This is a genomic window from Acidithiobacillus sp., from assembly GCF_023229925.1.
Classification (GTDB): Bacteria; Pseudomonadota; Gammaproteobacteria; order Acidithiobacillales; family Acidithiobacillaceae; genus Acidithiobacillus.
This window is the reverse complement of sequence record NZ_JALNYM010000001.1, coordinates 1154988-1179370: the sequence shown is the minus strand read 5'-3', so window position 1 is coordinate 1179370 and position 24383 is coordinate 1154988. Positions and strand designations below refer to the sequence as shown.

The window sequence follows — 24383 nt, the reverse complement described above, 5'->3', positions numbered from 1 at the left end:
CTCATTTAGAACCCGGGCGCATTTCCCAGCGTTACGCTCTCCATGTCGGTTGCGGTGGCCATCCACCCCTGCTGTTCCTGATGGCAAAACAGGGTCAAGCCCTGATCGCGGTATCGCTCGGCCTGATCCAGATGGGCGGCACCCGTATCCAGAAACACATGTCCAGCGACCTGCAACAAGCGGCCTGCCCGGGGCGGCGTGATGGTGTGCCCCACATAGGTGCGGGACAACGCGGCCGGAACAATGGGTACCTCGTGGGACAGGGCATAACGCAAGCTCCGCCCCCACAGCAGATGATCTTCCCAAGTTCCCGTAGCGTCATAGCCGATGACTTGATGCGGCTCCAGCCAGCGGGGATGCGTGTCCTCTGCGAGCGTGGCGTCATTCCAGCACACCGCCACGCCATCCTCGCGTTCTGCCACCAGTTCCGCGTGCAGTACCTGAAACCGCCCGGCAGGAGCCGTATTCTCAGCGTCGACGATGCGTACCAAAGGCACCTGAGACAGCGCTGACCACCATCGTTCGCACGATTCTTCATCCATCCGATAAGGACGAAACCAGTCCCATCCGCCATTGCGGGCAAAGAGATCGGCGTAGGCCGCGGTCCGTTGGGCTTCCTCCCGCCGCATCTCCCGCAAATGACCCAGATTCAACGTGGCCAGCAGCATGGCGTCGTGGTTGCCCAGCACCGGATAAAACCAGGGCGCATCCAGCAGATCCAGCGCCCCGGCACTGTTCGGGCCGCGATCCACCAGGTCGCCCACGCTGAACAGGCGATCCATATCATAGTCGAAGCCCACATGATCCATGAGCCTGCGCAGGACATCGGGGTGACCGTGCAGATCACCGACGATGAAATCCCGGCCCTGAAGATTGGCCGGATGGGCTATGACACGCGGGTTCATGAAACCTGCTCCTCCAGTTCAACCACCTGATCCAACTGCACGCCGGTACCTTCCCTCGGGTATCCGAAGGCATTGGACAATATGCGCACCGCACCGATACGGTAATCCACCGCATGATGGGTATGGCCGTGCATCCACAGCCGCACCCCCTGATCACCGGTGCGCGCCACCGTTTCCTCCAATCGGCTGGCGTAGGCGCCGGACAGATCATCCTGCCGGAAGGATTTGTAAATGGACTCCCATGCCGGTGCATGGTGGGTGATCACGACCTTGTGGCCGGTCCAGGGCTGTGCGATGGATTCCTCCAGCCAGACTTTGCTGGCCAGATGCACCTCCAGGGTGTCCCGCGGCAAAAAGCGCCGGGCACCCCCATGGCACCGTATCCGCTTATGGTCCTGCATGGTCTCCTGCGCCGCCCGCATGGCATAGGGGTCGCCGCCATCAAAATCGGACCACAGAGTGGTTCCGAAAAAGCGGATATTGCCGATGTCCACGCCTTGTCTTTCCAGCAGAGTACACCGCGCCATCAGATCCTCCGGCAAATGTCTGGCCAGACCTTCACGCCATTTTTCCGGAGCGCGTTCGACGGATAAACCCCAGTAATCGTGGTTCCCCAACACCGCCACAACATGTGGAAAAGGGTCGGCCACCATCTTGAGCCAGTCCGCCAGATTTTTGGGCGTGCCGAAGTCTCCCGCCAGCACGAGAATACTGTCCCTGTCCGTCGGCAATGACGCCAGACGGACGGTAGCGGGTGGATTCACATCCACATGAATGTCGGAAATCAATCGGATGAACATGGTATTTTTCTCGTAAAACGTATGGCTATAACGCCATGCGGGTGATTTTCATCGCTCTGATCCTTATGGGTTGAATACCCTTCCCATACTCACTGCAGACGCCTCAGTGCCCCATCTTCATCCATCTGTGCTTTGGCCTCCAGTTGCAGCAGCGATCGTGTGATCACGGCCAGCCGCCGCAGTGAACCGGGTTTGCGCTGAAACCGCCGTCGCAATGCCCCGGCCACCTGTGGATTCAGGGACGGCAACGCCCAGGGTTCCGTGCCCAGATCACGGGCAATATCCTTGAGGATATTCGTAAAAATACGGTCAAAGTCCCCTCCGGCGGGTTCTCCCACCCGAATGATGGTGAAGCGTGATTGCAATGGTTCGGGCAAATCGTCCACATCATTGGCTGTGGCGACCCAGTTGACGGACGAATAATCCACCGGCCCAAGCAAAAATTCGTCCGTGACGCGACTGGCCGTCGCCGGTTCCAGCATCGTCAGCAACGTTTCCCAAAGGCGGCCGTTGTTCCGCCCCGTGCCGATTTTCTCAATTTCATCCAGACAGACCAGCGGGTTGGCCTGACGGTTTTCCAGCATGAATTCCACCAGATAACCCGCCCTTGCGGAACTCCAGCCGCGCGCCGTGCCTTTGAGCATCATGTTATCGTTCATTCCTGCCATCGTCATGAATGCCGTTGGCAACCCCAACGCCTCCCCCAGGCTTTGCACAAAGCGGCTCTTTCCGAGCCCAGGATTTCCGACCAGCAGGAGAGGGCGGAACTTCAGCACCGGTTGTCCAGTGACGCGATTGAGCGCCCATTCATTCTCCAGCATATCCATGGCCCGCGACATCCAGGGGTATTCCCTCCGCAAATTTTCCGTCCAGGACAGGCTGCCCGGCCAGGTCTGCAAGGGCAGGGGGCGAAGCAACGGTTTGAAACGCTCCAACGCCTGATTTTCCTTGCCGTCATTTCCTGGGGCGATACTGTTCAGTATTTGACGGCTGGGCTCCGAAGCGGGCTTGTTCTGGAGCAGCAACATCTCCGCCTGCCATTTCAACCCCGTCAATTGCAGATCATCGAAGGACAACGCTCGCATGATGCCCAACACCTCTTCGGCCAGAGCGGCATCTTTCCGCCCCACGGCCGCCTGCAAACCCAGCCCGAAGGCCACCTGACGCATCATGTCAAAGCGTTGATTCTGGTTTTTCCAAATGAAATCAGAATGTTCCTCTTCGGCCTGCCATCTCTGGAAGGCCTGCAACCATCGAGGGTCGTACGCGGTCCTGCCAACCTCAATATTCATCCGCAACAACAGCATCTGCCCCATCAAAGAACCCAATTCTGCGCCGATCGCCAACCACTGTTCGGCAATGTTTCGATCGTTTGGCAGTCGGCTATCCCCTGCGAGATAACAGCGCCCGATATCCACCAACCCTTCCCGCACACTCAGATCGACGATGTTTTTGGGTTCACGTGCGGACACCAGGTCGAAATCTTCATCCAGCAGCCTCAGTTCAATGCTGTCCCAGATCGCAAGAAAGACGTCTGTGTTCCGTTTGCCGGATTCTTCCACGTCATTCTTCAGTTTTTCGCCCAGAGCGAGCAGTTGATCGATACATTGTGCGGTCATGTCAGCCTCCTTTTTGCGGAATGACAATGGTGCAGAGTATAGCGATGTAATACAGACAAGTCAACTATCCTGTCCTGCCACATGGTTTTGCAGTTTTCCGTTTTTATGTATATCTGTCAGCACCCGTTTTGCAGGACGGTCGCGGCGGGATACCATATAATGCAGATCGTTCAAAAGCTCTGTCCTAGAGGTGTTCATGTCCATCCGTGCCTATCCGATCCCGATTGAACATTTGCGCAATGTGCTGACGCTTTCTCACCTCAGCCTGGTGGAGATAGCGCGCAGATTCGGGGTGAGCAGAAGCAATCTGATGGGGGTCGTCGGCGGCAGGCGAACGCTCAGTGATGACAGACTCCTGCAGTTGGTGGGCTGGGCGGGGCTGGTGGTGGATGCTTCGGATACGCTTCACCTTGGTTCTGGAATCCATCTCTGGAAGATCGCTTCCGAAACGCAAATGGAGGCTTTTTTGCATCTGCCCACAGGGATGTTGCCGGAGAATTTGCGGTGGAGCGTGGCGCTCGAATTCCCACCCCAGGAGCGGGACTGGATCCACCTCGTGGCCGAAGTCGGCAAGGACTGCTGGGTGCTGCTGTCCGTCCGGCCCGTCTTTTTTGCGTTGCTCCGGGATCGTGTTCCAGGCGTTGGACGCCCCATGGGGATGGCGAGCCTACAAAAACCGCTGAACCAGATCATCGCCACTCCCGGTGCCAAGGGTTTGTATGTTGCGTGGGCGGAGCAGCCGCAAACGCTCTCCTGGGTAGAGCCCGAGATGCGGGACACCTATGCAGAGGATTTGTCTGCCTGGATGGCTTGGGCGCGTCAAAAGTTGGCTTTGGATACCAGTGAAATTAATGGCCAGACCAATCCACCGATGGCGGTACCAAATGATGCGCGGGACGATACGGTTCCTTGTGATCAGGCCTGGGCACTGTTTGCTCACCGGCTGGATGTCGCCGGCGCCGCGCATCAGGATGTGGCCGATATCCCGGTATTCCCCATGGAGGCGGTCCACGATTACCCCATAGGTATGGTGCGGTTGGATCGGACATGGCTGGGCGACGCCCTGCTGGAGCTCGGGAAAACTGGACGGTTGCGATGCTATGTGCGGGCAGACGGTGCTGCGATAGTGGTCGTAGTCTCGCCGTCAGCCGCACGCTGTGGGTTGCCGCAACACTGGGTCGCGCCACCAACAGCGGAACGCTACCTGATATGGCATGACCAAATCCTGGAGATATCCGCTCACGTCGGGGCGGATGACCATTGTATTGGGCCGGTTGTCGCGTCGTGGAATCGCGGCGCAAAAATTCCCTTGTAAATAATGCCCCGTCTCCGCGATAGGTGGACTGCCAGACGCTCATCTTCGGTGCGGAACCGCATGGAAGATGAGCGTTTTCTAATGGGCAGTTCGGTATGGCAGCAAGGTCTATTAGCGCTTCCTGTTTGTCACCATTTTGGTGTTATTTTGGGGCCATGCTGGTGAAATGGTGACATTTTGTCGATATGTTGGTGACAAGATGACGCCATTTGGGACATCCGATGTATTTTACTGCTTTTATTGGTCGGTTTTTGGGTGCCTGGTCATCGCGGATTCTATGGAATAGCGCCATGGGTTACCCGACGGCAAAACTGCATTGAAGAAAATCTGTAAACGCAGTTTTCATGGGATTTTTCCTATCGTTAAAAACATGCATTCGATAAACCTAGCAGGGGGAGTGTTGAGGGTGGGGCGGATTTTTGTGCGGGATCGTGTCCAGAAGAAGGCGATGAAATTCCGTGCGTATCGACTCTCGTCTTCGCGGCTAAATAGCCGCGAAGACGAGACTGCTTAGGCCGTAGCTTCGGCAATCGGTACTGCAGCCCACCCATGACCGGATGCCTGCCGTCATTGGCATCTGGGATTATGACCGTTGGCTGAACAGGACAAGACAGCGCTACAGGTGTTGATGAAACCCATGCCGAGTAAGTGCGTATTCCGGGGCATCGTGGGCACCCATTCCGTTTGATGCGCATTTCACTGATCGTGGGCGGCCATTTCACTGATCGTGGGCACCCCCGAAAAGCGTACATTCTGGTCGTCGTAATTTTAAGCACGGGTGGTCACGATGGGTCAACTTTTTGGGTGTCGCGCCCGTCACGGTGACGCCGCAGAGAATCCCCCTTCAGCTCCAGTCGGTGCGCACTTTGCAGCAGCCGGTCCAGTACGGCATCGGCCACAGTGGGTTCACCCAGATATTCGTGCCAGTGGTTGACCGGTAACTGGCTGGTAATCAGCGTGGCCCGTTGGTTCACCCGGTCATCGATGATTTCCAGCAGGTCCCGAACGCCTTCCGCCCCCATGGGGGCCAGTCCCCAGTCATCCAGGATAATCAGATCGACCTTGGCCAGGGCGCTGAGATAACGCCCGAAGCTGCCGTCACCGTGACGAATCCGGAGTTCCTCAAACAGACGGGGTAAGCGCAGATAACGCACGCTCAGGCCCTGACGACAGGCCTGATGCCCAAGCGCACAGGCCAGCCAAGTTTTACCGGTACCGGTGGCGCCGGTGATCAGCAGATTATGCCCCTGACGAACCCAGGTGTGCTGGATCAACGCCGCGATTTGGGGTCGATCCAGTCCCCGGGAACCGCGATAGTCGATGTCTTCCACGCAGGCGGCGGATAACGTTCTCCGGTGTATTCCCCGCGCTCTGGTCTGCTTCTAAGCCGCCTGTACGGCGGATAACGCAAACGCATCAACCTCGGATTTTACCAGAGTCTTCTAAGCCGCCTGTACGGCGGATAACGATAGATTGTGGACAGCGCCCCGGCAGCGCATCTTCTAAGCCGCCTGTACGGCGGATAACGTAATGCTCCTTCTTCTAAGCCGCCTGTACGGCGGATAACTACGTCCAGGCCATGCACCCCCTGAATTTGTTCTTCTAAGCCGCCTGTACGGCGGATAACGTATCCACTGGTTTAGTGGACCCAGACTATATCTTCTAAGCCGCCTGTACGGCGGATAACTCATTCATAGTCAGCTTTTGGATTACGTTAACCTTCTAAGCCGCCTGTACGGCGGATAACGAAATAATGCTCAGTGACGTAGTGGCCCAGGTCTTCTAAGCCGCCTGTACGGCGGATAACTTAATCAGCCACACACTCACAAAAGCGATGATCTTCTAAGCCGCCTGTACGGCGGATAACGTCCACCCAATGCCCGATCTGGGACGTGTTCTCTTCTAAGCCGCCTGTACGGCGGATAACTACAGCCAGTATGCCCGCTGGATATTCGGGGTCTTCTAAGCCGCCTGTACGGCGGATAACAAGAAAATTGAGGCAACCAAAAAGCGCAAACACTTCTAAGCCGCCTGTACGGCGGATAACGGAATCCAGCATCCATCTACTGCGCCAGCATTCTTCTAAGCCGCCTGTACGGCGGATAACTTCGGGAATGCGCAATAGCATGGCCGCTAATTCTTCTAAGCCGCCTGTACGGCGGATAACGGTCTGGATGCGCTCTGGGCGATTGGGGTCCACTTCTAAGCCGCCTGTACGGCGGATAACATCCGCAGGCCCAAAATATACTCCAGCCGAATCTTCTAAGCCGCCTGTACGGCGGATAACGGAAATGAAAAAGACGCAAGAAAAGGCCTTCACTTCTAAGCCGCCTGTACGGCGGATAACAGTGTCCGGGGCCTGTTACGTTTGTTCTTTACCTTCTAAGCCGCCTGTACGGCGGATAACGCTTATCCGTCTTGTTGATCGTCTTGCCGGTCCTTCTAAGCCGCCTGTACGGCGGATAACTAGCGGCAATTCCACCCGGCATAAACTCTTGACTTCTAAGCCGCCTGTACGGCGGATAACGGGCCCCTGATCCAGGTCATAGGGCTGTTTGTCTTCTAAGCCGCCTGTACGGCGGATAACAGCGCGTTTTCTGATAACGCCTCATGTTTCATCTTCTAAGCCGCCTGTACGGCGGATAACTAGGCGCAGTACCAGACGCACCAGACGCGGTACTTCTAAGCCGCCTGTACGGCGGATAACGAGAGTTTCCCGGTCGCGCTTCGTTGCGCTGTCTTCTAAGCCGCCTGTACGGCGGATAACCTCAGCATTAGAAGAAAAGTGCGGGATCATACCTTCTAAGCCGCCTGTACGGCGGATAACGTGATGCCGCTAAAGAAGGGATCGTCTAAAAACTTCTAAGCCGCCTGTACGGCGGATAACTATCAATTTCCCACATACAACAACACAAGAGACTTCTAAGCCGCCTGTACGGCGGATAACGAATTGTCGGTGGCCGTGGATAAACCCGACCTCTTCTAAGCCGCCTGTACGGCGGATAACGCAACGCTCGATACCAAGATGGCTCTCCTGCTCTTCTAAGCCGCCTGTACGGCGGATAACAGGCTCAACCAGAAACCAGGGGCCGACGCTGTCTTCTAAGCCGCCTGTACGGCGGATAACGTATCCACTGGATTAGTTGACCCGGACTATATCTTCTAAGCCGCCTGTACGGCGGATAACCACAACAGCCGCATTAGTGGCTAACCCAAAATCTTCTAAGCCGCCTGTACGGCGGATAACTTGAGCGCATCATGCGCCTCATCATTACGATTCTTCTAAGCCGCCTGTACGGCGGATAACGCGGACGATATGCGCCAGCGTGTGGCGATTGACTTCTAAGCCGCCTGTACGGCGGATAACTCGATGCTTATGGATTTGCAGGCAACATTGCACTTCTAAGCCGCCTGTACGGCGGATAACTTGCCTCGTTTTACCACTTACAAGGCTTTTCTCTTCTAAGCCGCCTGTACGGCGGATAACACTAGCTAGCTCTGCGTGCATGTTGATTATCTCTTCTAAGCCGCCTGTACGGCGGATAACCATAACTATCGCGCAATGTGATTACTTCGTCACTTCTAAGCCGCCTGTACGGCGGATAACGGGTCTCAAGAGCAGCAACATAATCAGGCACCCTTCTAAGCCGCCTGTACGGCGGATAACGACCGAAGCGACGTGCGCCTGCTGAACGAGGCCTTCTAAGCCGCCTGTACGGCGGATAACGGAACTGCGCAGGACGCGCAAACCGCACTACTCTTCTAAGCCGCCTGTACGGCGGATAACGTGAAGCTGACAGCTACGCCGTACACCTATGCCTTCTAAGCCGCCTGTACGGCGGATAACGTCAAGCAACGCCAATCTATCCACATCAGGGTCTTCTAAGCCGCCTGTACGGCGGATAACTTTTCGGGGTACGCTTTTTCCGCTCTTTAATGCTTCTAAGCCGCCTGTACGGCGGATAACGCGTTGGCCACCCCCACCTGACCTGCCGCATTCTTCTAAGCCGCCTGTACGGCGGATAACGTGATAGATTTAAGTAAACCCGTAGAATTAATCTTCTAAGCCGCCTGTACGGCGGATAACGATTATTTCCAAATCAGTATAGCCATGCGCTACTTCTAAGCCGCCTGTACGGCGGATAACATGCGGTATTGGGCGCCCCGGTAGCGCTATTGCTTCTAAGCCGCCTGTACGGCGGATAACAGCCGCTTCCGGGATGGACATCCGCGCCATCGCTTCTAAGCCGCCTGTACGGCGGATAACCAATAGGTAAGGAAGGACCTATATTGTTTGAACTTCTAAGCCGCCTGTACGGCGGATAACATATAGGTTTCGTCGCTTAACTCGGCTTTCCCCTTCTAAGCCGCCTGTACGGCGGATAACGGGAGCAATGTAATACCGCTCCTTTTTCCAATCTTCTAAGCCGCCTGTACGGCGGATAACGGTCAGGATTCCCCGCCGCCATGACTTGCTGACTTCTAAGCCGCCTGTACGGCGGATAACGACGGCGTGGGTAACCGTGCGGTATCCGATAACTTCTAAGCCGCCTGTACGGCGGATAACGAGATAGCGCTCAGTCAAGAACGCATCATCGACTTCTAAGCCGCCTGTACGGCGGATAACGAAGAAGCACAGACCATGACGGCAAAGAGCCTCTTCTAAGCCGCCTGTACGGCGGATAACGCCATCGTGCTGGCCCGGCCTACTCTTAGTCTCTTCTAAGCCGCCTGTACGGCGGATAACTTCTCCGGCATCGCGCACGTGTTCGAGGTTCACTTCTAAGCCGCCTGTACGGCGGATAACGCAAAGAGCCGGAGCCTACCACTGACCCCAGACTTCTAAGCCGCCTGTACGGCGGATAACGCAATGGTAGTGTAATCTATTGTGGAGCAGGTCTTCTAAGCCGCCTGTACGGCGGATAACAGGTTGACGATCTTGCCCTCCGCATTTTGCATCTTCTAAGCCGCCTGTACGGCGGATAACTCCTTCTTCATCAATCGGGAAAAAATCTCGTACTTCTAAGCCGCCTGTACGGCGGATAACAGTGCGCCTTCTGCGTAGTCACCCCCCCGCGTCTTCTAAGCCGCCTGTACGGCGGATAACGAACTCCTGCAACTCCGCGAGGAGAAGCGCAACTTCTAAGCCGCCTGTACGGCGGATAACCTCAAACATGTTGGTGGCGTGGTTCAGCCAGGTCTTCTAAGCCGCCTGTACGGCGGATAACTCTTTGGCGAAGTGCGCGTAGCTGGCGCGGTACTTCTAAGCCGCCTGTACGGCGGATAACGTGGCCCGCGCTATGCGCCCAGGAAGTCAGATCTTCTAAGCCGCCTGTACGGCGGATAGCAAAGAATTACTGGACCAGGCCAGCCGCAAGCTCTTCTAAGCCGCCTGTACGGCGGATAACAGATTCTATATACATATCTGACTCATCACACTCTTCTAAGCCGCCTGTACGGCGGATAACCGGCAGCACATCCCGGCAGTCGGCGTTGTAGACTTCTAAGCCGCCTGTACGGCGGATAACGTCCTGCGCGTGTACCCAGACCTAAAAATTCACTTCTAAGCCGCCTGTACGGCGGATAACATAAAATTCGCCGACGCCCTTCTCGCCGAACTCTTCTAAGCCGCCTGTACGGCGGATAACCCAGAGCCAATCTTTCCGGAGCCGATCTTTCCCTTCTAAGCCGCCTGTACGGCGGATAACAGTGCGGAGTTGTAGCCATTCGTCCGTCCCTTCTTCTAAGCCGCCTGTACGGCGGATAACAGCAAATATCGTCCAAAAAATGTCAAGTTTTTCATTCAGTTATCAACTGTTAAGGAGCGTAGACCTTCCTTGCCAGGAAATATTTTAACTTATTGTTTGGTAATGATATATTTTATGTCGATTTTTCGATGGTCTCTTTGATGGTGTCGATCATCATGTCGGTTGCCTCACTAAGCTGCATTTGTTGAATCAGTGTGGTGCGAAACTCCTGATCCCTGACCCCTTTGGAACCAAACTCAAACGCCAGCGGCATAACCGTGGCATCCTTGATGAGGTCGGCCACGTCAAAAACGAGAGCGCCGCGTCGGGTCTTGCCGTGCAGGAGGGGTAAGGCATAGGATATGCCAAGGGCATACAGGGATACCCCTGCGTAGCCATAAGCGATATAATTTCCGTGATCGAGAAAGCCATTGATGGTTGCCGGTACATCTTCCCGACTCCGTTTGCCATCTTCCCGCCGGAAGTCATCCAGTTTGTACTTCCTGGCCAAAACACCATACAGTGCCTTGGCCCAATCCCCTTCTACGGAAAGAAGTTGACCGGTATTTTGTGCGGATTGAATGCCACCTTCAAATTTTCGTGCGACGGCATCCGGAATCACAATACTCTGCTTATCCCAGGACTCCAACGTAAATTCCAATCGCTTGATCATGAAATTTCTTGCCGCATTCAGGCGCTTTTCCTCATTCAACCACAGACGCATCCATGTTTGCATGTACTCCGTGGGACGATATTCGCTTTGCGGCGTTATGAACGCCATATCCACGCCAGCAATCAGAGGTGCTCCGCCGGAGCCACAAAAGCCTATGATTACCCCGGATTCAGCCAGCATGCGCACAGCCCCGTCAGTAACGGATGTGCCCTTGCCCAACAATAAAAAAGCCGTGTTTTTGTCTGGGATATTGAACCCGCGATCCGTGCCATCTTTAAACTCAGTCAGATAAATGACGCGGCCATCCTTCACCATGACGCGCGCATGTTCGATATACATCACATTCGCACGCTTTGAGAGAAGGATTTGCGCGGTTTTAGGGGGCGGTCTGCTCATGCTGGCAGATCAGGCAGGTAAACTGGTCGCGCTCCGGACAGACCGTAACTGTTCGACACGCCTGCATCTGTCCCGCGCTCCAGATATGCGCGTCTTTCCAGCATCAGGCTGAAATGCTGCTGGGTGCTGTGGCTGCGCATCAGCAGGAATGGAGGCTGGTGGTTTTGCTGTGCTTCCAGATCCCGATGCCGATTGCTGGGCTGACTTCGCGGAGCAACACGCGCCCGGTGCATGGAAACCCACTGCCCGGAATGTTCCGCTACGGTGCGCACGCGACCAGTCATAATATACTGAGATAAAACAGCATGTTGCTCGACGGTTTTCAGCAAGGCGTCGCAGTGCTCCCGTGAATCAGAAAACACACGAACCACACGGCCAAGCAAGGCAGTTTTATTCGCTATTCCGGCCTTCAGTTCCGGAAAGTCCAATGCGTATGACCCCGGATGATCTATAAAAAAACCGTGCAGGACGGTCATCAGGCTTGCCAGGGCGGGCACGATCATCGTGCCGTGCCCATGGGTGGCCGTCCCGCGCACCTCCAGATTGCAGTACGCAGAGGGAATCATTGTGCGCCCCCCCCTTCATCACCGCGATCCTTCTCGCTATCACCAAACACGCCGCCACGCATCAGGGATGCAATACAGTACATACCTTCTGCAGAATCCGGATCGATCTGGTTCAGTCGTTTGAACAACTCGAAAGCGGAAAACTTCTTGTTTTCCTTGGCCCGCAGAAACTGCATCATGGACAGGGACGCGCCTTGCGGTTCAATGGGAATCGGCATATCCGTATCGGAGTGCCCAGGGTACCAGTTGTCCATAGTGCGCAAGGCGTTCCAGATCTTGGCGTCGCGGAAAGCTGCCTGCCCCACGATCCGCACACCGTCCCGATCCTGCTGCCGGGTGGACATGGCCAGCTTATACAGGGAGCGCGAAAGTTCGCCTTTCCCGCTGCTCCTGCCGGTGTCGGGCTCGTAGTTCTGTGAACAGAAGACTTCCACGGACCCGGTAACGCCCAAATCGAGAATGGCACGAACCCTCAACGCAACCTTTTTCGCATTGCCACGGAACCCGGAGGCCAATACTTCGCCAATGGATTTTTCGATATCGGAATAATGGTTGAAATCGCGCAGGGACACTTGCAACGCATCAGGCACCTCCCACTGTTGATCGCCTGCGGACACTTCCACGCGGATTCCGCTGGCGATCAAACGATTGCGCCACAGCCAGCGGCCATTGCAGACGTTGCGGGCGATCCGGCGAGAGACTTCCGCGAGTCCTTCAGAGTTTTTGGCGCGAAGGATAAAGTCATCCAGCATGGCCCGCATCTTTTCCGCATCTTCCAGATTTTCCTTCTTCGAGTTGGCGCAGGCGTGTAGCGCGCCACCCAGAGGAAGTGCCTTGATTTCAAAGCCGATCTGCAAATCCATCATGTCGGGCCCGGTTTTGGCAGATTCAATGACCTGCAGGTTACGTACATCGCGTTCCGCGTCGGAAACCGTGTCGGTTCCCGCATTGCCACTGGCCTTAGCTTTCTTTTCATTGACGTTTTGGGTGCCCATCGTGCCGTGATGAATGACCGGCACGGGAACCACGTCGCCACGCGTGTTTCCATATTCGAGCGGTGCATCGGTAATGACGACGCCGCGACGAAAAGCCAAAACAGAAGGCAAGTTCTTGAGGGGGAGCGTATTGCTGTTAATTTCCATGTTTCAGTTTCCTTTCATCAGATAAACACCCTTTTCAGGGCTGGTGTGGTACTGCCAAAATGGCATGCGCTTTTCCTCGCGCACCGAACGATATTGCATCAAGCCAACCAGCGGTTCTGCATAGGCATGACGGACTCCATCACGTACACCAATCCGTTCCTTGAGAGGTTCCAATGCGGCATACCCTATTACGTTGGCCGACAGCCATGATTCCGGGCTGTCCATCGTTTCCTGTTCGCGTGCGCTGGCACCGTAATAAGCGTTTTTTTGTTGTGCGTTCACGCCAAGAACATGAATTAACGCCTCGGTGCCGTCCAGCCCAAATGATTGCATCGCTTGCAATGCCATCTCCGAGCGATCGACGATCCAGAATCCGCCACCGATTTTTCGGATCACTTCTTCAGAGGACCCGCAAATCTCAACAGAGCCATGATCGACGATGGCTCCGCCTCCCAACCGGCCGGACCAGAGAAAGTCGGTTACGTCATCGGGATGCACATCGGCGTCACCAATATCCAACACCACGGACATTTCCACATGGCAGCGGGCGGTTGGCTGAAGTCCTTTTGCAAATCCGGAAGCGATATGATCCTGCTCATCAATGAATGTTGCCCCCTGTGGCTGCTGTGGAATCACCTTGCGGTTCCAGAAACGGAGATCCCAATTTTTGTCATCTCGGCCACCTTTGTGTTTCTTGACGAAACGGGCATTGGACTTTTCGGCAGCCAGCCACTGTACACCGTGATGTGCGATAGCCAGTCCGGAAATCGAGAAGGCGCAACGCAACCCCAGTGCGCGGGAAAAACCGTAAATTGTCATGGGTGATGGTGGCGCCATCAGCCACCATGCCTGCATGGCGTTGACGTGTTCAATCCGCATGCGCGGAATCACCAAAAATCGCTTGCTCATGACAATGCCTCCATGATGTGCCCATGCAGGAACTCCGCGCTGCGCCCCGAGATACCCACGATGAGCGTCTTCCCGTCTTTCGCCTTGGCTGCGGCGATGCGTTGCGCCAGTTCCCGCGCAAAGGTTATCCTCCACACGTCGTTACGAAGTGCCGGATTGAGTAGCCCCTGCTGCACCAGTGGCAAATTCGGTGAAGCATAATCTTCCAGAACGGTGCCCACATAGGGCGCGATCAGGTTGTGGGCCTTGTCGCCACGGCCCAGGACAGCCCGCACCATGCTAGCGATGAGGTCGTACTCCCTGTCCATACGTTGATCCGTGCGCTGCAGTGGTAGTCCCTGCTTCTTGTCACGTTTTCGCAATCCGCTAAGGAACCGTTCGTATTCCGCCAGCAGGGCGCTGGAAGGCAGGGTGGATAAGCCGCGGTGATGGAGTGAAATGGCCGCGCGAATGTCCGGGTCCTTCTCTGTGGGAACCGCAAAGCGATAGGCCCGCTGCATGGCCCCGATCAAATGAATACGTCCGGCATTCTGCGCCTTATCACCCCCCACCTTGATCGTCACTTCATCGAAAAACGCCGGATGAGCCGACCCGTTTTCCACGTCCGCCACTGAGTCCTCCAGAGCCAAGTCCGTCAAGCGATGAAGTCTGGCACTGAACCCGCCGGAATGCAGAGGTGTAAGACTAATATCACCACCCTGACCGTCGTCCACCAGGATTTGTCGCACTCTTGGACTAATACGGACGCCTATTGAGACATGATGTCGATCCAGTAGGGGTAGGACGTGTTCCTGGAGTTCCGCGCATTCCGTTGCATCCACTCCCGAAAAACGGCGGAAATCATTAAGCCGCACGGCATCTAATTGTTCGGTGGCCACCGAAGCTGCGAATGGTTGTGTGGCGTTCTTGGTGTAATCCAGGGCCACCGGTTCCCGCCCAAAGCGAGCGCTGGCGTAGGGCAGACCCGCATCCATTGCAGGGATTACCCGAACGCCTCCGCCGGCCGCATTGGTGTTAACTCCCTTGGTCGAATGCGTAACCAGTTGGTCGCATTGGGTGCGGTATGCGTCCATGGGCAACGATTTCCATGGTTTCAGCGTAGGGTCCTTACGCTTGCCGATTGGTTTTGTCATAAAGCATTTCCTTGGCTAAAAAACTATGATAGCATCATCCCATAATTATTAACTCCACACAATAGGTCATAAATGAGCATAAAAAGCAGGCCGCCTGGAAATTTACCAGATGCTTCCCTATACCTAGTCAGACGGGCCTGCCGCCTAGGTGCCGCACGGCGCCAGGATATGGCGCAGCACTTCGAGGCCTCGCAGGCGTCCTACACGCGGTGGACCGCCGCCGCCCTTGACGCCGCCTCCTGTCTGGATCGGGATGGACGCGGCGGTGGTGCCCGTCTGGTACTGTTAAAGGAAAGTGGCGTGCCAGAGTGGGCTGGCTTTGAATCGCTGCTGGAGGAAATCGAAAATGGTAACGCGCCTGCCATGACGGGCATTGAGGACCACGAGTTGCCGGTATTCATTCCTCGATGGACACGGAATACGCCGGTCGATCATCGCGCCTTGGGGAAAATCATTCTTGCGATCCATCGGGAACAAGGACTACACCTGCGCTACGTTAGCCTGAATCGTGGAGAAGAAGGGCAATGGAGATGTGTGTACCCCATAGGACTGGAGCGCATGGGCGATCAATGGCGGTTAGTGGCACTGGACATGAAAAAAAAGGGGTATCCGCTACGCATTTTTGTCCTGGCACGGATTCTGGGCGTCAACGACCATCCATGTGCCTTACCCAAGGGATTTTCAAAGCCTGGTATTCATGATGCGGACATCACTATTCGCGCAATGCTCAACCCGTTGTTCACACCGGATCAGGCCATTGCCATATCGAATGAGCTGCGTATTCAGGATGGAACTATCACATTGAATCGGCGCACCCTTTTCGAGTTCTACCGCCGTTTTGGGGCGCAGTGCCTCTCCGATAAGGCTGTCTGGCCGCCGCTGATGAATACCCTGGAGAATGGATAATGGACATCGTATTGATATCCGCGTGCCAGAAAAACGCCATTCGTCGCACTCGCGCGGTACTGGATCGTTACGCCTTTCGCATGGGGGACTCCACATGGTCTACCCCAATCACCCAGGAAGGGTTGCACAGCTTGCAAATCCATTTGCGAGCGACGGCATCCAGGAATACAGCGGTCATCTGTTTGCGTAACGACCGTAAGCGGGGTCTGATCCCTCTTTGGATCGTAGGCAGTAGGGCACGGTTTGGCGATGACTGGCGAACTCCTGTTTTTGTAACCGAAGGTAAAACACGGGAACGCACCATGGACCACTCAGACGCGTCGTGGTGGGGAGAGGTGAAACGAATTGCCGCGATGAGCGGGCTGTTTCATGATCTGGGGAAAAACAATCAGTTCTTTGCTCGAAAAATTCTCATGGATGGGGCCATAGCCGACCCCATACGACATGAGTGGATTTCCACCAGGATTGTGGAATCGCTATGGAACGAACAAGGATCCACGCTGGAATCCGTGTGGGACTCCGCAATGCGTCAGGCGCATGAAAAGCGATTAAATGGCAACCACCCCCTGTTAGCCTGCAATGACGCATTTTCGGCCGTTCTGTTTTGCGTGGCGACCCATCACCGGATGTTAAACGAGGAGAAGAACTGTGGGGTGCCGGACGCCGATAACATGATTCGCGCAGGCAAAATGTATTCTTCTGGTGTGGAGGACAAGAAAAACAAAAGCATGCCGGATATCTCCCTTATCAGGAATCGCGAAGCGGGTTTCCCGGATGAAATTACCAGTAAGGTCGCTCGAATGATGGGCAAACTGCGTGAGCATCCCAATGGTATGGACCCCCTCTATTGGCGCGCTGTGGCGTTCATGGCGCGGGCCGCGCTGATATTGGCGGACCATCAGGTATCCTCGCAACGCTGCGATCAGGGCGAATGCCAGAATATGGTTAACAATCCACCCTTCGCCAATACCGTAAAAGACGCCAAAGGAAAGCGCCGACACAACCAGACCCTTCAATGGCACCTGCAATCGGTTGGACAGCAGGCTGCAGCCATGGCGGATCGTATGTTCCACCTGGAGGACGCTCTGGAGGGTCTGAGTCCAGATTCGTTGTCTGGCATTGACGTCCCTGCCACAGGTCGTTTCCAGTGGCAGGAACTCGCGGCGCAATCTGTAACAAAAATACGAAGCGCGCACCCTGGAAAACCCATGTTGCTGGCCGTAATTTCCGGTACGGGGTCAGGCAAGACGCGCGCCTGCGCCAGGCTGGCCATTCGTGCTGTCCTAAATAACAAAGCCCGGTTTACCGCCTTGTTCAATCTGCGCACGCTGACCCTGCAAACCGGGAGCGCCTATCGCCACCAGATGGGCATCCAGGAATCGGATATGGCAGTAGTCATCGGTGACGCCATGACGCACAAGGCGTACAGGGCACAGGAACAGCCGGAAAACGAAGATGAAATGGATCGCAGCCTGGGGGAAGACATCGCCATAACAGGTATGGGCAACCCTCTGCCCGACTGGTTGGCGCATTTCGTCAAGGATGATCACAATCTGAAAGATCTTATTGCCGCCCCTGTTTTTGTGTCTACGGCTGATTATCTGGTTCCGGCTGGTGATCCAGGCGCACAGGGGCGGCATATCGTGCCGTTGCTGCGGTTGATGAATAGTGATCTTATTCTTGATGAAATTGACAACTATGATGCCAAATCCGTTGTGGCCATATTGCGCCTGGTTCAGTTGGCGGGATTGTTCGGACGCAATGTTATCGCTTCCAGCGCCACCATGACGCCGGCATTGGCTGATGCCTTGGGGCGATTCTACGCCCATGGCGCTGCCATGCGTGCCGCGCTGAATGGATCTGACAGCCCGGATTTCGCCTGCGGCGTCATTTCCGACCTGTCAGAACCGTCCATGGACGTGATGGGTTCCTCTGAAGTTTTCTCTGCTGTATTCCGGCTGCATTTGGAGCGTCTGCAAACGGCGCTTGCGCAGAAAACTGAAATTTCGCGTAAAGGTTGTTTGCTTAAAATGGAAAAATCTGAAGAAGCTTTCAGGAAAACGATAGCGCAAGGCGTCCTGGGTTTTCATGAAAAACATAAATGGCTGGACATCAGGTCAGGAAAATCAATGTCCGTTGGCCTGATCCGGGTGGCCAACATTCGCACCGCCATTATCATGGCAGATTATTTGCGCGATGAGTTATCCCGGCATCAGCCTCGTGTAGCCTGTTATCATAGCAGACTGTTCAGGGGACATAGAATAATGCTTGAGCGTGATCTGGACCAGATTTTATCCCGGGGCGAAAACCCGGATGCGCCATCCGGGCATTTGTCGGTACGCAAACATATGGATCGGGATGATGTGCAATCCGGGTTATTCATCGTGGTCGCCACCCCGGTTGAAGAGGTAGGCCGTGATCATGATTTCGATTGGGCGATTATTGAGCCATCCAGCGCGCAATCCATCGTTCAGACGTCGGGCCGTGTTCACCGTCATCGGGCAGGCCATGTTGCACATTCAAACGTTGGAATATTGCAATACAACCTGCGGGCATGTCATGGAAAAGACGTGGCTTTTCTCTGGCCAGGCAACGAAACAAGAGACAATTCAACGGAATTTGTCAATCATGATATGACACAATTAGTGGATTGGTCACTTTTAAGTCACGCCCTGGATGCTCGCCTGCGTTTTGACACGGATAATCATTTGTTAGCCAGGGCGGATGAAAATTCTTTAACTGACGCCATGAAAGACCCTTTACGTCGTATCACCGGAAGCGACGCTCTCTGGATGTCGGGTTTCACCTATAAAAACTGGCCATTGCGTGAACAGAAGTTTACCGATGAGTGGCGTTACGATCCGGAAGATAATTGCTGGTTTATCTATCAAGAAACGAAAAACGGATGGTGCTGGATGCAGCAGTCCAGTGATCGCATGCAAAACCGCTGGGCCCATGATGATCGCCGCTGGTTATGTCCTACCCACTTGGAAATCGTACAATTTTGTGAGGAAAATGGGTTGGAGCCAGATTGGGCCTTTACCGTGAGCGTGCCGAATTACGACGGCAATGCCTCACTGCGGCAACTGAAGAGTAGCTATGACGGCACGGATTTTATTCCTCGTACCCCTGTTATTCTGGAAGGCCACCATCTTGCATGAACTGCACAGCGCATGCGTAATACCGATTTTGACTTCAGCGCGAGCCATACCAATGGTGCGCAGAAACTTACCACCCTGCTGTACCATGGCGCCAAAGGCATGCTCAACCCGTGCGCGGTGGTGTGACCGGCGCGTGTTGGCCAACTCCTGGGCCTTGGTCAAGGGGCGGTTGCGTTGCGCCTTCTCGTGGATTTGGCTGCGGTAACCTTTTTGACATAGCATTTGCTCCGCTTCCGTTGAACGATAGGCGCTGTCCGCAAAAACCTGTACGCCCTGATTCTCCGGGTCCAGAAGCGCTTCCAGGCACTGACTGTCATGCACAGCGGCATCCGTGACCATGTACTGATGAATCAGCTTGTGGCGCTTGTCCACGTTGATATGGTTCTTGTATCCGAAGAAACTGCGGCCATTCTTTTTGGTCCAGCGGGCATCGGTGTCTTTCTGGCGGCGCTTGGCGGGCTGATCCTGCCACGTCTGGGGTGTTTCGCCCTGATTGACCTGTTCCCGTTTCTTCCGGTGCAGCCGTTGCCGTGGAACCGTCACAAAACTCGCGTCGATGATTTGCCCGGCCCGTGCGGCGTAGCCAGCTTCCCGCAGAAAAGCATGGAAGGCCGTGAACAGTCGCTCCGTCAGCTTGGCCTGGGCCAGTGATTCACGGAATAGCCACAAGGTCGTGTGATCGGGTACGGCTTCCTCCAACCCAAGCCCCAGGAAACGCTGAAAACTGAGGCGATCCCGAACCTGGTATTCGGTTTGTTCGTCGCTGAGATTGTGCAGTTGCTGTAACACCATCATCTTGAAGAGCAGCATCCGGTCGTAGGGCTTTCTCCCTCCCGGCCCTTTGGGCTTGGCCTTCGGCACACTCTCCAGAATTGGGCGGAAGCGCTCCCAGGGAATGAGCCGATTGAGCAGCGGCAGGCCGTCGCCCAGCAAATCCAGTTCCCGCAACCGGCGGTCTCCGGGGAAGAATCCTGTTTGCCCTACCAGTCCTGCCATCACCGGCTCTCCGATCTAACCTACCCCCCTGAATTTTACTGCATATGGGGAGTTTTTCGAACCGTCCGAAAGAAATTACAACCCGGTGATGGTGGCGACTTCCGGTATGGATAACGCCATCTCAAAAAACCGGCTGATGGCTTCGTGGCGCAGGTCGTGCAACCGTAACCCATCGATGCCCGCTTTTTTGCAGGTTTTCTTGAAAGGGTGTGTGATGACAGGGAATTCCCGGCAATGTGTCATGTACTTGTCGATTTGTCCTTATCCTCATTCTCCCGATTTGATGGAGATAATGTTGTTATCCCATACGTTTTGCGAGGTCTTCTGCCTTAAGGTGGGTGTATCTCCTGAGCATTTGCATGTTTTTATGCCCTGTAATGCTGCTGACTTCCATCGGATTAAACCCTTTTTCGAAAAGTCGGCTAGTGGCTTCGTGTCGTAGATCGTGAAATGTTAGATCATCGATTGCGGTGCGTTTAACGGCTTTAATCCAGGAGGATTTCAGGCCATCTTGGGTATATGTCCAGACTCTACCATCCATACGGCGGGGCATGCCCTGTAGTGTGCCGACGGCTGTGTTGGATAGCGGTACGATACGTTTCGAGCCATTTTTGGTGGTTAACAGTGTGACAGTGTGTCTTTTCAAATCCACCAGATCCCAAGTCATGCCGATGATCTCGCCTTGGCGCATGGCCGTTTCGATGGCAATGGTTACGATATGTGCCAGTTCGGGGTTGGTGGCTCGACAGGCATCCAGGAGTCGTTGTTCCTCGTCGTCGACAAGTCGGCGATCACGTCCTTGTGGTTTCTTCGGCTTGCGAACGAGCTCGACCGGGTTGACGAGGGATTCCATGCCCCATTCTTTTCGGGCGATGGTGAATAGGTGGGATAAAATGGCCAAGTGCAGGCTGATAGTGTTGGCTGATTTACCCTCTGATTGCATCTCCCTGACTGTGTCCGCAACGTCCTTGCCCCGAATGGACGCCAGATAACGTTGAGCGATGGGGCGTTGTTTCCAATCCGTAATGCGGTAGGATTCCTGCTTGTGACTTTTCTTGAGCGGCGATACCTCAACCAGATAGCGTTCCAAGGCCTCCCGTAGGGTGGTGGATTCAGCCTCGACGCGGTTCCGCCAGATGCCTCTCACCATTTCTGACTCGACAACCGTAGCCCATTCCAATGCCTCCGCTTTGGTTCGGAATGTTTGGTTCTGAACGGGGTATCCCTTCTTCCGAATTTTGGCTTGCCAGCCGATGAGGAGGTCTTCGCGGTCGTGGCGCGGTGTGAGCGTGGCCATTTTCAGTTTCTCCAAAGTGTCCCGCACAGAGGTTCACTGTCCCGCAATTGTCCCTAAAAATCAACATAACGAAAAAGGAGTTAGGCTATAATTTCCTAACTCCTTGTTTTGTTTGGGGTGGCTGACGGGGCTCGAACCCGCGACAACCGGAATCACAATCCGGGACTCTACCGACTGAGCTACAGCCACCATTGATAGAACGCAGATCATACAATGGCCGATGCCCAGCTGCAAGGATGGCGTTAATCCATGAACAGCGAGCTGACGGAGTCCTCTTCCGCAATCCGGCGGATAGTTTCGGCCAGCAGTTCGGCAATGGACAGCACGCGAATCTTGCTGCTGGCCTGAGCATCCGGCCTGAGCGGTATGGTGTCGGTGATAACCAGTTCGTCCAGTTCGGACCTTTCGATGCGTTCCATAGCGGGACCAGACAGCACCGGGTGAGTACAGTAAGCGCAGACTTTGACGGCACCGCGTGCCTTGAGGGCATGGGCCGCTTCGCAGAGCGTGTTGGCCGTATCGACCATGTCGTCCACGAGAACGCAGGTGCGGCCGTCCACGTCTCCAATAATATTCATGACGACTGATTCATTGGGGCGCGGGCGCCGTTTGTCGATAATGGCGAGATCTACTTCAAGGCGTTTGGCAATGGCGCGGGCGCGGACGACGCCGCCCACGTCAGGAGAAACCACAATCAATTCCGGGTAGCTCTGTCGCCAAATATCGCCGAGGAGAATAGGTGAGGCATAAATGTTATCCACCGGTACGTCAAAAAAACCCTGAATCTGGTCGGCATGCAGATCCATCGTGAGGACCCGGTTGGCACCGGCAGTGGTGATGAGATCTGCAACCAGCTTGGCGGTGATGGCTGTGCGTGAGCGGGATTTGCGATCTTGCCGGGCATAGCCGAAATACGGCATGGCAGCGGTAATGCGGTTGGCTGAGGCGCGTTTCAGTGCGTCGATCATGGTCAACAGTTCCATGAGGTGGTCATTGGTGGGCGCACAGGTGGGCTGGAGTACGAAAACATCCCGCCCACGCACATTTTCCAGAATTTCGACGAAGACTTCGCCGTCGCTGAAGGAACTGACTTCCGCACGGCCAATGGGAATTTGCAGGAAGCGCGCCACCTGAGCGGCGAGGATGGGATTGGCGTTCCCGCTGAAGACCATGAGATTGCCGTGGGCCATGTAACGTCCTTCTCTCTTCGCAGGTGGCAAAATAGTCCGAGGACAATTTGGCTGGGGCGCCAGGGATCGAACCTGGGAATGCCGGAATCAAAATCCGGTGCCTTACCGCTTGGCTACGCCCCAATAATCATTGCTCGGCGGGATCGTAAAGTGGGTGTTTATTACATCCACGCACGGGCCATGCGCGCCAGGGAGCAGGTACCCGCGCGGCAATCCGTTGCGCGGAAACGGCATCTGCCGCCAACCCGAAAACACAAGCACCACTACCCGTCAAACGAACGTCGTGCACGCCTTGGCTTCTTAACCAGCGCATGCCACGATGGACTTCTGGATAGCGGGCACAAACCGTAGGTTCCAGGGTGTTTTCCGTTGCCCCGCCGAGAAACGCGCCTATTGTGATGGGCACATGGTGCCGTGTCAATTCAGGGGCGGTGAATATCTCCCCGGTGCTTACCGATACCTGCGGATGCAGCAGCACATAATGGCTTTCCGGGAGAGCATCGAGCACGCGCAGGCGCTCGCCTACACCCTCCGCCCAGGCGCTGCGCCCGAATATGAATATAGGAACATCAGCACCAAGGCTGGCGCCAATCGCCATGAGTTCTTCGTGGCGCAGACCAGTACGCCACAGCCGGTTAAGCACGATAAGGGTGGTGGCGGCATCCGAGGAGCCACCGCCGATACCCCCGCCCATGGGCAGGGTTTTGTCGATATGAATATGCACACCCTCACGGACGCCACCGACATCGGCCAGGCGTTGCGCGGCGCGGATGCTGAGATCGTCGGCTTCGGCCACGCCTTCTGGTCCGCCGCTGCGGGAAAATTGCCCGGCGGGGCGCGAGCTGAACTGGATCTGGTCAGCCAGGTCGACAAACTGAAATACCGTTTGCAGCTCGTGATAACCGTCGCTGCGCTGATCGACAACGCGCAGCATCAGATTCAGCTTCGCGGGGGCGGGGTAACTTTCGCTCATGGGGCGCTATGGCCTCCCATCCGCCACTGGGTGATGGCCAAACGCAGGGTGATACCCTCCGGCCCAGTGGCCTGGAGCAGCTTGGGCATGGTCAGTCCGCCTATCGGCGCATATTGGAGATAATGGATCTGCCAGGGGCCGCTGTGGAGTACTTCCGGCAGGCCGTCTGGATTCAGTTGTTCGGTTGCCGTCGCGTTGCGCAGGCCAAGTATCCAGTCTGGTAATTCACTCGCGGGCAGATCGACATGGAGGACCAGCGCGAGGAGGGCACCCAGATTGTCCGCTTGTCGTGTCTCGCCATTGGCCAGCTGCAGATGCGCCCCTTGTGGGTCGGCTTCGATACGGGCAACCGTACGGCCGAGCGCGTCGTAAATGGAAAGTTCCTGGTGTCGGGGGGACTGCTTCCAGCGGAATCCGAAATCTTCGCTCGTTTTGGGTGTGCTGAGAGCGGCCTGCCCACTGGCTTGCCAATATTTCAGGCTGGCGACGACTTGATTTCTCTCGGTCGTTGGCAGGATGACGTGGGTGGGCGGCTGGATGAGAGGTGTGGTGGCGCAGGCGGATAGCACGCCGGTGAGCAGGAGCGCAACCAGTATGCGGATGGGTCTCCTGGCCGGGCGCCGGGTGAGTGCTCTGGGATAAAGGATTCTCATGG

The 24383-nt window shown here is 55.5% G+C and carries 18 protein-coding genes, 2 tRNA genes and 2 CRISPR repeat arrays; of the genes, 3 read left to right on the top strand and 17 right to left on the bottom strand.

Going from position 1 to position 24383, the window contains the following annotated elements; all coding sequences use genetic code 11:
- Window positions 1-5: 5 nt before the first annotated feature.
- From M0P56_RS05905 to M0P56_RS05895, 3 genes are all read right to left on the bottom strand, one after another.
- A complete protein-coding gene (locus tag M0P56_RS05905) occupies window positions 6-905 on the bottom strand; it encodes a metallophosphoesterase (protein WP_291509110.1) in 900 nt (299 codons plus the stop codon).
- Window positions 902-1705 (bottom strand): metallophosphoesterase, encoded by an 804-nt coding sequence (locus tag M0P56_RS05900; protein ID WP_291509109.1) that lies wholly within the window; start codon window positions 1703-1705, stop codon window positions 902-904. The genes M0P56_RS05905 and M0P56_RS05900 overlap by 4 nt, the downstream gene beginning before the upstream one ends.
- A gap of 89 nt (window positions 1706-1794) precedes the next feature.
- Entirely contained in the window at window positions 1795-3324 is a 1530-nt protein-coding gene (locus M0P56_RS05895) for an AAA family ATPase (protein WP_291509108.1), read from the bottom strand.
- A gap of 196 nt (window positions 3325-3520) precedes the next feature.
- On the opposite strand from M0P56_RS05895, the gene M0P56_RS05890 reads away from it, so the two are divergent.
- Window positions 3521-4639 (top strand): hypothetical protein, encoded by a 1119-nt coding sequence (locus M0P56_RS05890; protein ID WP_291509107.1) that lies wholly within the window; start codon window positions 3521-3523, stop codon window positions 4637-4639.
- A gap of 782 nt (window positions 4640-5421) precedes the next feature.
- Here M0P56_RS05890 and M0P56_RS05885 read toward each other — a convergent pair.
- From M0P56_RS05885 to M0P56_RS05860, 6 genes are all read right to left on the bottom strand, one after another.
- On the bottom strand, window positions 5422-5922 hold the full coding sequence (locus tag M0P56_RS05885; protein ID WP_291509253.1) for an ATP-binding protein: 501 nt from the start codon (window positions 5920-5922) through the stop codon (window positions 5422-5424).
- Between the two features lie 36 nt (window positions 5923-5958).
- Window positions 5959-6170: direct repeats of the CRISPR family, unit length 29 nt; unit sequence CTTCTAAGCCGCCTGTACGGCGGATAACG.
- Window positions 6171-6178: 8 nt separating this feature from the next.
- Window positions 6179-10407: a CRISPR direct-repeat array (repeat unit 28 nt; unit sequence CTTCTAAGCCGCCTGTACGGCGGATAAC).
- 112 nt (window positions 10408-10519) lie between these two features.
- A complete protein-coding gene (gene cas1f / locus M0P56_RS05880) occupies window positions 10520-11455 on the bottom strand; it encodes a type I-F CRISPR-associated endonuclease Cas1f (RefSeq protein ID WP_291509106.1) in 936 nt (311 codons plus the stop codon).
- The gene (locus M0P56_RS05875) at window positions 11452-12021 is read right to left on the bottom strand and encodes a type I-F CRISPR-associated endoribonuclease Cas6/Csy4 (protein WP_291509105.1); all 570 of its coding nucleotides are present in this window, start codon (window positions 12019-12021) and stop codon (window positions 11452-11454) included. The genes cas1f and M0P56_RS05875 overlap by 4 nt, the downstream gene beginning before the upstream one ends.
- The gene (csy3, locus tag M0P56_RS05870) at window positions 12018-13163 is read right to left on the bottom strand and encodes a type I-F CRISPR-associated protein Csy3 (RefSeq protein ID WP_291509104.1); all 1146 of its coding nucleotides are present in this window, start codon (window positions 13161-13163) and stop codon (window positions 12018-12020) included. Before csy3 ends, M0P56_RS05875 begins: the two co-directional genes overlap by 4 nt.
- Before the next feature lie 3 nt (window positions 13164-13166).
- The gene (locus M0P56_RS05865) at window positions 13167-14072 is read right to left on the bottom strand and encodes a type I-F CRISPR-associated protein Csy2 (protein ID WP_291509103.1); all 906 of its coding nucleotides are present in this window, start codon (window positions 14070-14072) and stop codon (window positions 13167-13169) included.
- The gene (locus tag M0P56_RS05860) at window positions 14069-15205 is read right to left on the bottom strand and encodes a hypothetical protein (protein WP_291509102.1); all 1137 of its coding nucleotides are present in this window, start codon (window positions 15203-15205) and stop codon (window positions 14069-14071) included. The genes M0P56_RS05865 and M0P56_RS05860 overlap by 4 nt, the downstream gene beginning before the upstream one ends.
- A gap of 168 nt (window positions 15206-15373) precedes the next feature.
- Here M0P56_RS05860 and M0P56_RS05855 point away from each other — a divergent pair, with 168 nt between their 5' ends.
- The gene (locus tag M0P56_RS05855; RefSeq protein WP_291509101.1) at window positions 15374-16111 is read left to right on the top strand and encodes a WYL domain-containing protein; all 738 of its coding nucleotides are present in this window, start codon (window positions 15374-15376) and stop codon (window positions 16109-16111) included.
- On the top strand, window positions 16111-19272 hold the full coding sequence (cas3f, locus tag M0P56_RS05850; RefSeq protein WP_291509100.1) for a type I-F CRISPR-associated helicase Cas3f: 3162 nt from the start codon (window positions 16111-16113) through the stop codon (window positions 19270-19272). Before M0P56_RS05855 ends, cas3f begins: the two co-directional genes overlap by 1 nt.
- Here the strand turns inward: cas3f and M0P56_RS05845 are convergent.
- The 8 genes from M0P56_RS05845 to lolB all read right to left on the bottom strand — a co-directional run bounded on the left by M0P56_RS05845 (window position 19186) and on the right by lolB (window position 24381).
- On the bottom strand, window positions 19186-20268 hold the full coding sequence (locus M0P56_RS05845; protein ID WP_291509099.1) for an IS5 family transposase: 1083 nt from the start codon (window positions 20266-20268) through the stop codon (window positions 19186-19188). The two genes, cas3f and M0P56_RS05845, sit on opposite strands and share 87 nt — an antisense overlap.
- Window positions 20269-20343: 75 nt before the next feature.
- The gene (locus M0P56_RS05840; RefSeq protein ID WP_291509098.1) at window positions 20344-20511 is read right to left on the bottom strand and encodes a hypothetical protein; all 168 of its coding nucleotides are present in this window, start codon (window positions 20509-20511) and stop codon (window positions 20344-20346) included.
- Between the two features lie 55 nt (window positions 20512-20566).
- Entirely contained in the window at window positions 20567-21565 is a 999-nt protein-coding gene (locus M0P56_RS05835; RefSeq protein WP_291509097.1) for a site-specific integrase, read from the bottom strand.
- Between the two features lie 113 nt (window positions 21566-21678).
- Window positions 21679-21754, bottom strand: a tRNA-His gene (locus M0P56_RS05830).
- A gap of 53 nt (window positions 21755-21807) precedes the next feature.
- Window positions 21808-22755, bottom strand: coding sequence for a ribose-phosphate pyrophosphokinase (locus M0P56_RS05825; protein ID WP_291509096.1), 948 nt, complete (start codon window positions 22753-22755; stop codon window positions 21808-21810).
- Window positions 22756-22803: 48 nt separating this feature from the next.
- A tRNA-Gln gene (locus tag M0P56_RS05820) sits at window positions 22804-22878 on the bottom strand.
- A 4-nt stretch (window positions 22879-22882) separates the two neighbouring features.
- Window positions 22883-23728 (bottom strand): 4-(cytidine 5'-diphospho)-2-C-methyl-D-erythritol kinase, encoded by an 846-nt coding sequence (ispE, locus tag M0P56_RS05815; RefSeq protein ID WP_291509095.1) that lies wholly within the window; start codon window positions 23726-23728, stop codon window positions 22883-22885.
- Window positions 23725-24381 (bottom strand): lipoprotein insertase outer membrane protein LolB, encoded by a 657-nt coding sequence (gene lolB, locus M0P56_RS05810; protein WP_291509094.1) that lies wholly within the window; start codon window positions 24379-24381, stop codon window positions 23725-23727. Before lolB ends, ispE begins: the two co-directional genes overlap by 4 nt.
- Between the last annotated feature and the right edge of the window lie 2 nt (window positions 24382-24383).

Bases quoted from the DNA above. Each gene is read 5' to 3' on its own strand.
- M0P56_RS05905 (WP_291509110.1), bottom strand. From the start codon at position 905: ATGAACCCGCGTGTCATAGCCCATCCGGCCAATCTTCAGGGCCGGGAT.
- M0P56_RS05900 (WP_291509109.1), bottom strand. From the start codon at position 1,705: ATGTTCATCCGATTGATTTCCGACATTCATGTGGATGTGAATCCACCC.
- M0P56_RS05895 (WP_291509108.1), bottom strand. From the start codon at position 3,324: ATGACCGCACAATGTATCGATCAACTGCTCGCTCTGGGCGAAAAACTG.
- M0P56_RS05890 (WP_291509107.1), top strand. From the start codon at position 3,521: ATGTCCATCCGTGCCTATCCGATCCCGATTGAACATTTGCGCAATGTG.
- cas1f (WP_291509106.1), bottom strand. From the start codon at position 11,455: ATGAGCAGACCGCCCCCTAAAACCGCGCAAATCCTTCTCTCAAAGCGT.
- M0P56_RS05875 (WP_291509105.1), bottom strand. From the start codon at position 12,021: ATGATTCCCTCTGCGTACTGCAATCTGGAGGTGCGCGGGACGGCCACC.
- csy3 (WP_291509104.1), bottom strand. From the start codon at position 13,163: ATGGAAATTAACAGCAATACGCTCCCCCTCAAGAACTTGCCTTCTGTT.
- M0P56_RS05865 (WP_291509103.1), bottom strand. From the start codon at position 14,072: ATGAGCAAGCGATTTTTGGTGATTCCGCGCATGCGGATTGAACACGTC.
- M0P56_RS05860 (WP_291509102.1), bottom strand. From the start codon at position 15,205: ATGACAAAACCAATCGGCAAGCGTAAGGACCCTACGCTGAAACCATGG.
- M0P56_RS05855 (WP_291509101.1), top strand. From the start codon at position 15,374: ATGGCGCAGCACTTCGAGGCCTCGCAGGCGTCCTACACGCGGTGGACC.
- cas3f (WP_291509100.1), top strand. From the start codon at position 16,111: ATGGACATCGTATTGATATCCGCGTGCCAGAAAAACGCCATTCGTCGC.
- M0P56_RS05845 (WP_291509099.1), bottom strand. From the start codon at position 20,268: ATGGCAGGACTGGTAGGGCAAACAGGATTCTTCCCCGGAGACCGCCGG.
- M0P56_RS05840 (WP_291509098.1), bottom strand. From the start codon at position 20,511: ATGACACATTGCCGGGAATTCCCTGTCATCACACACCCTTTCAAGAAA.
- M0P56_RS05835 (WP_291509097.1), bottom strand. From the start codon at position 21,565: ATGGCCACGCTCACACCGCGCCACGACCGCGAAGACCTCCTCATCGGC.
- M0P56_RS05825 (WP_291509096.1), bottom strand. From the start codon at position 22,755: ATGGCCCACGGCAATCTCATGGTCTTCAGCGGGAACGCCAATCCCATC.
- ispE (WP_291509095.1), bottom strand. From the start codon at position 23,728: ATGAGCGAAAGTTACCCCGCCCCCGCGAAGCTGAATCTGATGCTGCGC.
- lolB (WP_291509094.1), bottom strand. From the start codon at position 24,381: ATGAGAATCCTTTATCCCAGAGCACTCACCCGGCGCCCGGCCAGGAGA.